This is a genomic window from Polyangiaceae bacterium (genome assembly GCA_020633205.1).
Taxonomy (GTDB): Bacteria; Myxococcota_A; Polyangia; order Polyangiales; family Polyangiaceae; genus JAHBVY01.
The window spans coordinates 567968-581079 of record JACKEB010000010.1 but is presented as its reverse complement, the minus strand read 5'-3'; the positions used below and the strand labels follow the sequence as shown (position 1 = coordinate 581079).

Sequence of the window (13112 nt, the reverse complement as noted above, 5' to 3'; positions counted from 1 at the left end):
CACGGGAATCTAGCGTGCTTCTTCAGCGCTGAAGGCTTGGCACTCGCCGTGCATTGCCGCGCGGTGTGAAGCGCATTCTCTTGGGTTGCTCAGGGCTACTGGTACTGACCGCGTGCTGGACGGATCCCGCTGGATACGGCGAACCCATCGGGGAGCAGAGCGAGGCGGTGAGCGCGCCGCTGCCAAACGCCTACTGCACGATCAAGGTCACGGGGGTGGGCACCATCTCGATGGAGGACGACTACCTGCCTCACGTCATTCAGTGCGAAAACGGCGGTGCGAACCTCCAGGCGCTGAAGGCGCAAGCGATCGCCGCGCGCTCCGTAGCCTACTACAACATGGCCACCCAAGGCAGCATCTGCGACAGCCAAGGCTGCCAAGTCTATTCGTGCGGTGCGACGCCCTCGGCCATTCATTACCAAGCGGTAAAAGAGACGGCAGGCGTCTACCTGAGCTACGGCGGAATGCTGACCTACGGGTTCTTCGTCGCCGGTGACTCGGGTGTGAAACCGCCAAGCTGTGTCGGCAGCAGCGGGAGCACCGAGCACTGGGTCACCTACAACGACGGCAAGACGGGCACCAGCGTCGAACAGACGGCGCTCGGCTACATTGGGCCGCCTGGCTACGGTCAGAACCGTGGCTGCATGAGCCAGTGGGGGGCGCGCTGCCTCGAGAACTCGAAGGGCTACGACTACAAGCGTATTCTGCAGTTCTTCTACGGGGCGGACATCAAGTTTCTCACCTCGCCAGGTAGCTGCGTGAACACCGACAAGTCGCCTCGCGGATACCTGGACGCCGCTGACTGCGATCGCGTGGCTGGCTGGGCACAGGACGAAGACAAGGCGAACACGCCTATCGACGTCCACCTCTACTTCGGCGGGCCCGCGGGTGATGCCAATGCGAAATCCTTCGCGTTGAAGGCGGACCAGTACCGCGATGACCTGTGCGGCGCGATCGGCTCTTGTGAGCACGGCTTTGAGGCGGATTCTCCCCTGAGCCTGCATGATGGCCAGGATCACGCGGTGCACGCTTACGGGATCGACGCAAGCGGCGGTGAGAATTCCCAGCTCAGCTCGAGCCCGAAGGCGCTGCGCTGTGAGCCGATGATTCCAGATGGCGTGCTTCGGCACGTGCCGAATCCCGATGTATTTGCCGCGTGGCAACTTGACTACTTCTGGGACGTGATGCCGGTCTCCGACGCCGCGCTAGCAGAGCACGAGGAGGCTCTACCCGTGCAAGCGCAGCCCTCGCTCGTCAAGGCTGACGACGGAAGCGCTTCGGTCTACCTCCTCGACTCGGGGGTGAAGCGCCACGTGCCGAGTCCCGCGGTGATGGATAGCTGGGGCTTCGACTGGGGGGCAATCGAGACGCGTCCTGCGGCGGACCTCGCTCAGCTACCAGACGGGCCCGATGTTCGGAGTCGCCCAGTGCTCGTTCAAGGCAGCGGCTCCGCCGTATACCTGGTGGATGATGCGCTGCCGACCGATGGGGGTGGCACAGGAGGCGGTGGAAGCGGCGGAACGGGCGAGGCTGGAGGCAGCGCAGGCGCCACCAGCGCAGGGGGCAGCGGGGGACAGCCCGTAGGTGGAGCCGCGGGCGCGGCCGGAAGCGAGGGCTTGAAGCCAGGGACGAACATCGTCAGCGACGACAACGGTTGTGCCTGTAGTACCGTGGGGAAGCGGAGGTCCGGCGACCTGGGTCCGAGTCTCTTGCTCGTCGGCCTCGCTGGTCTGATTCGGCGCCGCCGTAGGGTGCGCTAGGTATCGCGTGTGAAGGCCGCGGAATGTTCGACTTCTCACGCGGGTGCGTGACTCGGCGCCGGTTGTGCAGCCTTGTGCAATGCACTGTGCAATTGCCCGGTTCCTGCTCTTTGCTCGCCCAAACTCAGGCCAAAAAGCGCGCATTTGCGCGGGTACGCGTCTTGGCATCGAGCGTGCAAAACGTGGCGCGTGGTGAAGACGCTGCACAGGGTTTTGGTTGGGTTGGGGCTGTCCACTCTAGTCGCCTGCGGGCCGACGGATGGCTTGGATGAACCGGTTGGCGAACAGAGCGAAGCGGTCAGCGCGCCCCTCGGGAGTGCCTACTGTGACGTGACCGTCACCGGCACCGGCACGATCTCGATGGAGGACAACTACCTGCCCCACGTGATCCAGTGCGAGAACGGTGGCGCGAACCTGGAGGCGCTCAAGGCCCAGGCGATCGCTGCGCGCTCTGTTGCCTATTACAACATGGCAACCCAGGGGAAGATCTGTGACGGTCAGGGTTGCCAGGTGTACTCGTGCGGCGCCACGCCGTCGGCGATTCACAAGCAGGCGGTGAAAGAAACCGCGGGGATCTACCTCAGCTACGGGCAGATGCTCACCTACGGCTTCTACGTCGCGGGCGACTCTGGCGTGAAGGCGCCGAGCTGCGTTGGTAGCAGCGGCAGCACGGAGCACTGGGTCACTTACAACGAAGGCAAGTCTGGCAACTCAGTCGAGCAGACGGCGCTCGGTTACATCGGGCCGCCTGGATTTGGGCAAAACCGCGGCTGCATGAGCCAATGGGGCGCTCGCTGCCTCGAGAACTCCAAGGGCTACGACTACAAGAAGATCCTGCAGTTCTTCTATGGCTCCGACATCAAGCTCCTGCAGGCGACCGGCAGCTGCATCACCCCCCCGGAACCTCAGGTGCCCGACTTGGACGCGCAATTCGTCGATCAAGGCAGCAGCAACGAGGAGGACGCGACTGGCGAAGCCTACTACCAGGTGTGCGCCGGCGATCCGGTCGACTCCTGGTTCGAGGTGAAGAACATTGGTGCGGCGACTTGGACCGACGGCAGCGGTAGCAGTGCTGGACAATCGGTGCGCCTGGGCGTGCCTGGGGATACCGCTGACCCGTTCTTGGGCACCAATCGCGTTTCCGTGAACGCTGCTTCGAACACCAGCGTGGCGCCCAATGCGAAAACACGCTTCGACCTTTCGGGCACGGCGCCGAGCGCGCCGGGCGTCTACGTGACTCGCTGGCAGTTGGTTGACGAAGCTCGCGCGTGGTTCGGTCCTGAAATGTGGCTGAGCTATCGAGTCGTGGAGTGCGAAGGAAGCGGAACCGGTGGAACCGGCGGTACGGATCCTGGCTCTGCTGGCGCCGCAGGGGCTGACCCTGGCGCGGGTGGAGCGGGCACCGCCGGTGATGCCGCCTGGCCCGGCGGAGGCGGGAAGGCTGATAGCGGCGGTTCCGCGGGGCAAGCGATGGGGACAGGCCCTGGGACGCGCATCGTGAGCGAAGACGGTGGGTGCAGCGTGAGTGGCGCGGGCAGCGAACGGAGCTCGTCATCGCCACTCTGGCTCGTCGCCGCGCTCGGACTCGTCGCCGTGCGGCGTCGCCGCACGTCACGCTGAGTGCGGTCAACGCGAGCAGCTTGCGGCTAGGCGGCGGCGCGTCTGGGCGGCTCAGCCGCAGCTGCCGTTTGCCTGGCAACGTTGGCCCGCGTCGCACAACGTTGTCCCTCCGCACACGCAGAGTCCCTGGACGCAGCTGCCGTCACTACCGGCGTTGCAGCCGGCGTTGTCGGGGCAGGCGCACTTGAATCCGTCTCCAGGGTCGGTGCAGCTGAAGCCCGTTGGGCACACGTTGGAACAGGCGCCGCAGTGGTCGATGGTGTTGAGGGGATCCTCGCAACCATCGCTTGGGTCGTCGTTGCAGTCGCCGCTCCCCGCCGGACACTTCTGAATCACGCAGCGCAACTGTGAGGCGTCGCAGGCGACGTCGCCGCTCGGCGCGCTGCACACTTCGGCGCAGGCCGAGCAGTCCGTGGGCGTTCCGAGTGGGGTCTCGCAACCGTTGGTGAGATCGTCATCGCAGCTCGCGAAGCCGTCCTCGCAACCCTGAGGCTCGCAACCGGACAAGCCACACACGGCCTGGACATGCGCCGCGACGGCGCAGGGGGCGCAGGTCTCGCCGGTGCAACCGAAGCTCGGGTCATCCACGCTCACGCACGACCCTCCGCATCGCTTCGTCCCCAGAACACACTCGCCCGAGTCGTTCTGTGCGTCTTGGGTTGCGTCCTGACCCGCGTCCTTGAAGGGCTGCTCCGGCGGACCTTCGTAGCCGTCGAGAGATTGAGTCAGGCTACAGGCGACCACTGCTATGCAACTCGCGCTCCACCAGGCGATGCGCGACCAACTACCAGACATCGCCACCAACCCACGCGCCCGAAACGCCTCCCCGAGTGCCAAGTTGTATCCATGCGGAAGCAATGCCGTCGCGCCGAACGTCGTCTTGCCCTCCGTCTACGAGCAGATAGGTTCCAACTCCAAGGCCCACCAGACCGACGATGAGCGAGATGTCTGCGAACAGGAAGTCGCGCCGCACGTCATCCACGGCCTCCGCTGAGCAGTGGCCCCTGCACGAGTCGAGATCTGACTTTCCGGCGAGCCCTTGGCTTCCGAAGTACGCGAAACCCAGGATCCCCAGGCCTCCGACACCGAGGGCCACCCAGGGCGCGATCTGTTCGCCCGACGACGCGGGTTCCTCGTGCTTCTGGAAGGAAATCACCACAGGGCGCTCTTCGCCCTCCAAGAGATCGAGTTGTTCGGCGTAGTCGTCGTAACCGGAGAGTTTGGCGCGCAGCTGGTGACGACCCGCCGTGACCCACAGCGGCGGCCGTTGGTCGACCGGGCCTGCGAATTCTTGCGGCGTGAGCTGTACCCCGTCGAGGTAGACGCTCACTTCGTCCTCCGCATGAGCAACCCGCAAGACAACTCTCGCGAGCTTGCTCTCGACCGCATCCTGCCAGGCGATGCAGTCCCTTTGCAGCGAGTCGGGACACAGCTCCGCGCAGCGGGCGTACTCGATGCGAGCGTCCAGAGGGCGCTTGTCCTTGTCGAGACGCTGCCCGAGCTCATAGGCCTTGAAGCACGCTTCTGGCGCGGCGTGACTCGTCTGTGCGGTGGTCGCTCCGAGACCCAGGCACGCTGCGCCGCACAACCAGTGGCCCAGGCGGTGAGCAACTTTGTGGCGTAGCGGTGTCGATCGGGGAACGACCATGGTCGAGAGTGAGGAGCGCGCGTTTGGGTGGATGGGGCGCCGGGTGAGCGCGCTAGATTGTCAGCGCTTGAGATGGTTTCGCAAGCTCAAGTGCTCTACCGACCACTTGGTTTTGGGGCGGTTTGGATGCAGTTGAAGGGGACAGCGAGAACCGAGTGGCGGGGTGCGCAGCGTTTTGCGCGTCCAGCAGTCGCACACCGGCGCGTTTGCGGCGACGGTCGCGTTCTCAGCGGGCTCGACACCCACTGGTAGGCTCAGGCTTTCAGCGTGGATATGACGAGCCGGGCGTGTTGCCGCGAGCTTCATCCAGGCAGTACAATGCCAGGCTTGACGACGAGCTTGGTGCGCGATGTCGAAGCGACTGCGGACGCCTCCCGCGGAGAGCGAGCAGTGCGTCTTTCGCCCACCAAACAGTGGGTTTTTCAATGCTTGTTCGATGAGCAAGCTCCGCGGCGCACCGTTCACGTCGCGGAGACGATCGTACTTCCGACATGGATAGGGAGACGAGGTGGCACCTCCAAGCACACGGGTCCCCGGCTCGAGCTGGACGATCCCCACGTTTCGGGCGAGCACGCATGCGTGACCCCCACAGGCGACGGGCTGTTGGTCGAGGACCAACACAGCCGCAACGGCGTTTGGCTTGATGGAGAGCGAGTCGCGCAGTGCCTGCTGAGGCCCGGCGACTTGTTGAGAATCGGTCGCAGCCTGGCGACCTGCGCCCACCCAGATGATTTGGGCGCGCCGAGCGTCGCGGACGGACTGATTGGTGGTTCGAGTTTCCGTGAGGTAAGGCTAGCCCTGGACGCCTGTGCTCAATCCACCGCCCACGTCTTGGTGGTTGGGCCATCAGGCAGTGGCAAGCGGGCATTCGCGCACGCTCTCGCGCGCCGGCAGGGCCGCGCGTGGACCGAGCTCGACCCCACGCGTATCCCTCCTCGCTTGCTGGATGTGGAGTTATTCGGCAACCAGCGGGTTCGCGGAGCCCTACGCAGCTCAGGGGAGGGCGCGCTGTACATAACCCGTTGCGACAAGCTCACTTCAGGGCAACTGGCACGCCTGGTGGAGGAGGCCAAGGCGCCAGGAACGCGACTTCTTTTCGGCGTGCCCGACCACAGTCCGCTGCTTGCTGACGCTGCTCTGACGGGAGCGCCCCGGGTGACGTTGCCGATGTTGGCTGAGCGCCGTCACGATATCCCCGCGCTGATCTCTTCAGTGATTCCGCGCGGTCTGATTGGGATTCAAGTGGAGTTCGTCGAAGCCTGCTACTTCGAGAGTTGGCCGGGCCATGTCGGGCAACTCCTGCGCACTGTGCGAGATGCCGTCGCACGGGCAGTGGCTGAGCGAGAGGGCGCGGTTGGACCACGTCATCTCGTGCTTGCCGAGGCAGGGGGGGCAGCTTGAGCGGGCAGGGCAGCCAGGCCCCGAAGGATCGCTCGCAGGCCACTCCGCCCAGTCAGGCGACGCCGTCTGGCGGCGTGGATCCGCAGTCGGGGTTCCACGCGAGTATCGCGCCGCACGCGAACGCCCTGCAGGATCCGATTCGCGTCGGCCGCTACCTGCTCTTCGATAGCTTCGCCTCCGGTGGAATGGCGCAGGTACACATCGGGCGGTTGATTGGCCCGGTTGGGTTTTCTCGAGCGGTCGCCATCAAGCGTCTACATCCTCATCTGGCGCGCGAGGCACGCTTCGTCAGCATGTTTGTTGACGAAGCTCGTCTCGCGGGTCGCGTGCGACACCCGAATGTCGTCTCCGTCACGGATGTAGTGAGCGCTCCGGGTGAGCTCCTGCTGGTGATGGACTACGTTCCAAGTGAGTCGATCTCGCGAATCGTCCACAGGCTCAGGCAACGAGGTAAACAGGTTCCAGTTCACGTTGCCGTGGGGATTTTAGTCGGCACGTTGGAGGGGCTGCATGGTGCTCACGAGACGTTGAGCGACACCGGCAGCGAGCTTGGTTTGGTGCACCGCGACGTGTCTCCGCAGAATATCCTGGTGGGGGAGGATGGCTTGGCCCGCGTCGTCGACTTTGGCATCGCGATGGCTCATGACCGCGTCCAGGTGACGGCGACGGGGCAGCTCAAGGGCAAGCTCGAGTACATGCCGCGGGAGCAGCTGTACAAGCAGGCGGTGGACAGACGGGCGGATGTCTACGCCGCTTCAGTGGTGCTGTGGGAGTTGCTCACCTTGCGGCCACTATTCCGCGCGGACCACCCGAATGATCTCGTCAAGCTGGTTGCGCAGGGAGCCCTCGACCCGCCTTCGCACTTCCGGAGCGATATCCCTCCCGAGCTCGACGAAGTCGTGATGCGGGGTCTTTCCCTCGACGCGTCGGATCGTTTTCAGAGCGCACGAGAGATGGCTGAGGCCCTGGAGCACGTCACGGGCGTGGTTCCCCCACGGGAAATCCAGCGTTGGCTGCAGGAGGTTGCCGGTTCGGCGCTCGGAAGGCGCGCTGCCCGTGTCGCCCAGATCGAGGCCTATGACATCGAGGCGGACAGCTGGCAGCCACAGAGCGCAGCCGTTGGTGTACTGCTGAATCAGGCGGAACACGCGAGCCGAGGTGCGGGTACGCTGGACTACGCTGCCGAACGTCTGAGCCCTCAGGCACTGACCAGAGTTCAGGCGCCCGAGCTGGCGCTTGCGTCGAACCCTGCAGAGTCCAGTCGGGGCACGCTCCCCACCGCTGCCACCGGCGTCGGGGCAACCGCCATGACCGCGGCGACGGGCCTCGGGTCAGCGGTTCATACCTCGGCGACTTCCGTGGGTACTGCCGCCATCAACCCAGGGGCGTTTCCTCCCGGAGATACCCAGTCGGAGCGAGTCAGCCTCCCCCCCGATCGCTTCAGCTTGCCCCCGGGTGCTGTGACGGCGCCCATCTACCGCGCTCCGGTTCGCGTGGGAATCGCCGTTGCCGCGGTGGTTTTCTTGGTTGGGGGAGGGGTGCTCTGGGCGTCTCTGGGAGGCGGCGACGAAGCTGCGGCGCAGCTCCCGAGCGCTCAAGAGCCGCCTGCTGCGACGGCCGCCACGGATGAACCGCTGAGCGTCGACGAATTGCCTGCAGCGCCCGTGACCGCCCAAGCGGGCGTGACGGCGCGTCCATCTGGCTCATCTACGGAAGTGGTTGAGCTGGGAGATCTCCCCAGCGAACCCAGCGCGAAGCCCAAAACTTCCGTGCACCCAGCGACTCCTCGCGTTCAAACGAGCCGACCCGCCGCGGTGGACAGCTGTAACCCGCCGTGGACTCTGGACTCCCATGGCGTGCGGGTACCGAAGCGTCACTGCTTCAAGTGATTCAACTCGTGCTAGGCTGATTCCGTGCGCAGGAGTCCCCTCTGGGTGGCAGCTCTGGTTGGCTGTTCCGTCGCTTGTTCGGCTGGTGGCGACACCATCGCGGGCCCCGGAGGCATCGGGGGAAGTGGCGCGATCTCCGGCAGCGGGGCTAGTGGGTCGGCTGGTGCTGGGGCGACGAGTTCCATTGGTGGCAACGGCGGAGTTGGCGGAACCACTCCCTGGGGCGGCAACGGCGGCGCGGTTGCGGGTTCCGCGGGGAGCGGCTCGAGCCCGAGCTGTACTCCGGGCGACGTGGAAGACATTCCCAACCCCCCCATCCCCTGTGATCGCTGCGGCGTCCTACGGCGCCACTGCGGGGACTCGGGCACCTGGGAGCTGCCGAGCTGTGAGGACGTCGGGGAGTGCGACGCGGGCACCAAGTCCAATCAGCCGTGCGGGAACTGCGGAAGTCAGGAGCGCACCTGCGGCAACGACTGTCGTTGGGGAGGCTACGGCAGCTGCGGCGGCGAGGGCGCCTGTGTCCCGGGGACGCGTCAGGGCGGCGGCTGCGATAGCTGCTCCGAAAAGGTCTGCCAGAGCAACTGCACTTGGGGCGGATGTCAGCTGAAGGCCGGGAACGCGTGCGATTGGGAGCAGGGCAGCAACCCGCGCTGCTGCGGAGCGAGCAAATGGCAGTACTGCAGCTCAGCCTGCCAGTGGAATCCGTGTCAGAGCTGCAGCGGCTGCAACTGCTGAGGCGCCGTTAGCGACTCAGTGTGCGCTGCTGCTGAGTGACGTCTGAGCTGACTCGGACGCTCGCGAGAAGCGTGGCCAGATCTCCATCAGTCCCTTCGCCTCGCGTCGCTTCAGCTCCCACGCGCTGATTCGCGGAACCAGTACGCTCAGCGCGTACGCCAGGGACAGCCCAACGACGACGTCGATGGCCCAGTGCCAACGCATGTACATGGTGGCGACGATGATGTTCAACGCGAAGAACGTCACGATTGGCCACGTGAACTTGAAGGGCAGCTTGTCGCGATGGCGGAAGGAGAAGAGTGCGCAGAAGCTCGGACCGGCGGTGTGGAGCGAAGGGAAGATGTCCTTCTGCGCGCCACCGGAGTTAACCGTGTTGATCACGATGTCGTGCCACATCCCGGACGGCAGCTCGTTCGCGAACGTGAGATGACGAATCGGCCCGAATCCCGGCACGATCATGTAGGTGACGTGTACCGTGCAGACGAGCATGATCATGCCGAGCGTGAACTCGTTCATCAGACGTCGTTGCCGCACGAAAAACAGCATCGGCAGGACGTGCAGCGCCAGCAGGAAGAAGTAGCTGAAGTAGAAGAACGCGAACCATTCACTGCTGGTTGGACCCACGAAGTTGTCCAGCAGCACCGCGGGTTCTACCCCGAGGAAACGCAGGTCGAGTTGATACAGTTGCTCGTCGAGGTTCCCGGGGTTCACTACTGGGAGGAGCCCTGCAAGGATGAAGTAGCTCAGCTGCACTGGCCCGAACATGCCTAGGCGGTACAACAGCGGCGCGGCGACCCCGTGCTTGACCAATGAGCCGCGGATCAACACCAGCGTGATGCTGAAGACCGTGACGAGCGTCAGGACGTCCGACAGGCTCTTGCTCCTGGCAGCGCTAGGCGGCGCGAGCAGCACGGCAGTGCTCAAGGTGCTGAGGAACAACACGACGAGCCAGTCCTGAAACGCAAACTCACGGAAGAATCGGCGGACGCCGTCCGTGAGAGATCCGCTACTGGCGGGAGCAACGATGTCGTGATTGACAGCCATGTTCTCGAGCGACTGAGTTCGCGTGGCGCGGACTCGACTTTTCACCGCTTCCGCGCACGGGCCAAGGATTCCTTGTTGGACTCCTCTACGTCATGGTCCTGACGCGCGCCAGACCCACTTCCGTTGGGAAAGTCCATGCGAGGCCCGTGCCGACTTCGGCTGACGCCAGCTAGCCTGGCACCCACTCAGCTCTCGTCGCCTGGGCGCTGGGGCGGTGTGGATTGCACACCCAGCAGACGGTGATGCAAACTCGTCGTTTCACGCATAAATGCCGCAAATACCTCGACCAGAGGCTGAGCCTCTAAGGACGCATGCAGCATCACTGACGTGGCGTCGCGTTACCCTCCGGCAATCCCCGCGCGGTGCGTATGAGGCTTCGCACCGGGTAGCGAGTTACACAGAGAGCGAGCGTTCACACTCGGCTGCGCTGCTCCGTTTTCACTTCTTCTTCGCGCTCGCTCGCCTCTTCTGAGCTCAACGACAGGTCGTCTTCGCCGATTCGCAGCTTGAGTGTCTCCGCCTGGATGCGCGGGCGCCGGTAGACGACTCGTGCGTGGTCGTCGATTTCGCTCTCCACTTGGTCTTCACGGACCAGCTGGGTGAGGAGCTGCTCCGCGCGGGAAGGCGGTACGCCCAATAGCTCCCCGACGTTGCGCTCTGTTACCGCGGGGAAGCTGTTGACGGCCTCTCCCGCCACCGCGGTCCAAGCCCGCTCTTCCGCGACTGAGCTGGCGGTCCGTGCGCGGCGCGCGCCGACCCAGGCCAACAGCATGGCCATGAACCAAACCGCGGAGGCGACCCAGCTCGCGCTTGCCAGTGAGACGTCTAGCCACCCGAGCGCGCCGGCCACCAGCGCTGAGAGCAAGGCGGACGCCCCGGTTAGGACCGCCAATGCCCCCCGGCGCCTCGCGCTGCGGCGCGCTCGCTGCGCTTGCTCGAGCGCTGGCCTCTCGGCACCTCGGCGCTGGACTCGGCGATCGAATGCGGGCACCCGGGGGCCTCCGCAAATCCTACAGACGTAGCGATCGCCCCGAATCTCAGTTCCCGCGAGCGCGCGGCAGTGCGGACAACGACTCGCTTCATCGTACACCGTACCACATTGTCGACACTCCCCAGCGTGAGGGCTAAGGGGTGCGCTGCACACTTTGCAGGTTGCTTGTTTCATCGCTCGCCTCGCCAACCGTTCGCTTCCAAGGCGAGCGCGTCCACTCGACTCGAGTCCGCCTCCAGCAGAAGACACGACACAGCCGTGACCCTCAACGGGGTGTCGCGCTGCGCAAAGCGGCATACAGCAGGAAGTGCTCGCGAATGTAGCATCGCGCCCGCGTTGTTTGACGCCGGATGGCCGGCCGCCTACCCTTTTGCAATCCGCATGCGCTCCTTATTCACGCCTACCCGGCTCCTGGTCGGTGCCTTGCTTGCCCTGCTGTATCCCGTTGCTTGCGCGACGGATCCAGGAATCGACAACCCCAACGCGAATGGTGGCTCCGCCGGATCGGCGGATGCGTCCGCCGGCACCGGAGGTACCGCGGGGAATGGCGGGAATGGCGGGAACGCCGGAAACGGCGGAAACGGCGGTACCGGTTGGCCGAGCACTGGCTTCGGATCTCCATGTGATAACGACGCGGATTGCGGAACCGGTCAGTGCAGCGACATCGGTAAGACGACACCGAACAAGGTGTGCACGGGTCCGTGCATCGACGGTCAGGCGTGTCCGGATGGCGGATACTGCGCGTTCAGCAAAGAGAAGGGCTACATCTGCGTGCCCGACGCCGGCAATCAGTGCAAGCCGTGCACGGCGGACTCAGACTGCCCGACGATCGGCGATCGCTGCTTGATCTCCCCCAACGTCGATCGCTTCTGTGGTCGCGATTGCTCTTACGACTCGACGTGTGGCACTGGCTTCACCTGCACGGATCCCGAGGCCTACGGCACCGTTCCTAGCACCGGCACCGGTGGCGCCGGCGGTACGGGCGGCACCGGCGCGGGTGGCACCGGCACCGGTGGCGCTGGTACGGCTGGTACGGCGGGTGCCGCTAGCGGTGGTACGGGCGGCGCTGCCCCTACGCCCAATGCCGCCATGGTTTGTGTTCCCTCCGGAAACGAGTCCTGCGCCTGTGACACGAAACGCGACGGTGTCGCGCGTCGCTGTACCGCCCAGTCGGGTGGCCTGGTGTGTGAGGGCACGGAGACCTGCAACGGCGCGACGGGGAGTTGGGAAGGCTGCACCGCCAGCTCACCCCAACCCGAGGTCTGCGACGGGGCGGACAACGACTGCAACGGTGTGCCGGACGACGCGACGGATGCGGAGCTGTGCGCGAGCGCAGGCGACCCCGCACATACGGAATTCACCTGTAACTCTGGCCAATGCGAGCTTGGCCCTTGCGATGCGGGCTGGGCTGCCTACCCGCCAACGCTGCCCAAGAGCGCAGGGTGCACATGCAAGGTCGAGACGACCGAGCCAAACGAGGCTTGTGGTGCCGCCACGGATGCAGGGACCGTGAGCGATGCCTCTCTCAACGCGCTGAACATCTCGGGGCGTCTCACGAGCGACACGGACGTTGACTGGTACACCTTCCAGACCACCGACTCCAACGAGTCAACCACGAACTCCTATCACATCCAGATCGACTTCACGGCGCCGGTGCCAGCCAACAACGAGTTCGAGTTTGCGCTGGTGCGCGGAGACGCTTGCGCGACACCAGAGGCCAGCCACAGCGGGCTAACGAGCTACACGTGGTGCGTCGACGGAACGGGCACCGGCCCACTCGGCGAGACCATTGGCGAGCAGAGCTGTGGCCCTCAGGCTGCGCGTCATTGCGGACCCCACGGCAAGAAGTACTTCCTCAAGGTATCGCGCAAGGCGGGGGCGACGCCGACCTGCGACGAGTACCGCCTGACCATCACGGCGAAGGGCAGCTTCAACTGCGACTTCTCACAGAAGTGTTCGCCCCAGCAGGACGAGACCGGTCAGAGCATGTGAAGTCGTGACCGCGGTCGCTCCGTGGTCACCAA

10 protein-coding genes are annotated in these 13112 nt (G+C 65.0%); 6 read left to right on the top strand and 4 right to left on the bottom strand.

Annotated elements, in window-relative coordinates:
• Window positions 1-65 precede the first annotated feature (65 nt).
• The gene (locus tag H6718_02370) at window positions 66-1760 is read left to right on the top strand and encodes a hypothetical protein (GenBank protein MCB9584209.1); all 1695 of its coding nucleotides are present in this window, start codon (window positions 66-68) and stop codon (window positions 1758-1760) included.
• Window positions 1761-1952: 192 nt separating this feature from the next.
• On the top strand, window positions 1953-3380 hold the full coding sequence (locus H6718_02365) for a hypothetical protein (GenBank protein MCB9584208.1): 1428 nt from the start codon (window positions 1953-1955) through the stop codon (window positions 3378-3380).
• Between the two features lie 51 nt (window positions 3381-3431).
• Here H6718_02365 and H6718_02360 read toward each other — a convergent pair whose 3' ends face one another.
• The gene (locus H6718_02360; protein ID MCB9584207.1) at window positions 3432-4175 is read right to left on the bottom strand and encodes a hypothetical protein; all 744 of its coding nucleotides are present in this window, start codon (window positions 4173-4175) and stop codon (window positions 3432-3434) included.
• Window positions 4165-5028 carry a hypothetical protein gene (locus H6718_02355; protein ID MCB9584206.1) on the bottom strand — a complete coding sequence of 288 codons (864 nt, stop codon included), beginning with the start codon at window positions 5026-5028 and terminating at the stop codon, window positions 4165-4167. The genes H6718_02360 and H6718_02355 overlap by 11 nt, the downstream gene beginning before the upstream one ends.
• A gap of 327 nt (window positions 5029-5355) precedes the next feature.
• On the opposite strand from H6718_02355, the gene H6718_02350 reads away from it, so the two are divergent.
• Genes H6718_02350 through H6718_02340 form a run of 3 tightly spaced genes read left to right on the top strand, consistent with a single transcriptional unit; the run spans window position 5356 to window position 9053 of the window.
• A complete protein-coding gene (locus H6718_02350; GenBank protein ID MCB9584205.1) occupies window positions 5356-6429 on the top strand; it encodes an FHA domain-containing protein in 1074 nt (357 codons plus the stop codon).
• On the top strand, window positions 6426-8318 hold the full coding sequence (locus H6718_02345) for a protein kinase (protein MCB9584204.1): 1893 nt from the start codon (window positions 6426-6428) through the stop codon (window positions 8316-8318). The genes H6718_02350 and H6718_02345 overlap by 4 nt, the downstream gene beginning before the upstream one ends.
• Before the next feature lie 24 nt (window positions 8319-8342).
• The gene (locus H6718_02340) at window positions 8343-9053 is read left to right on the top strand and encodes a hypothetical protein (GenBank protein ID MCB9584203.1); all 711 of its coding nucleotides are present in this window, start codon (window positions 8343-8345) and stop codon (window positions 9051-9053) included.
• Window positions 9054-9068: 15 nt separating this feature from the next.
• On the opposite strand, the gene H6718_02335 is transcribed toward H6718_02340, so the two are convergent.
• Both H6718_02335 and H6718_02330 read right to left on the bottom strand, forming a co-directional pair.
• A complete protein-coding gene (locus tag H6718_02335) occupies window positions 9069-10097 on the bottom strand; it encodes a phosphatase PAP2 family protein (protein ID MCB9584202.1) in 1029 nt (342 codons plus the stop codon).
• 412 nt (window positions 10098-10509) lie between these two features.
• Window positions 10510-10962, bottom strand: a complete 453-nt coding sequence (locus H6718_02330) for a hypothetical protein (protein MCB9584201.1) — start codon at window positions 10960-10962, stop codon at window positions 10510-10512.
• A 507-nt stretch (window positions 10963-11469) separates the two neighbouring features.
• On the opposite strand from H6718_02330, the gene H6718_02325 reads away from it, so the two are divergent.
• Window positions 11470-13080: a hypothetical protein gene (locus H6718_02325; protein ID MCB9584200.1), complete on the top strand. Its 1611-nt coding sequence runs from the start codon at window positions 11470-11472 to the stop codon at window positions 13078-13080.
• The last annotated feature ends 32 nt before the right edge of the window (window positions 13081-13112 follow it).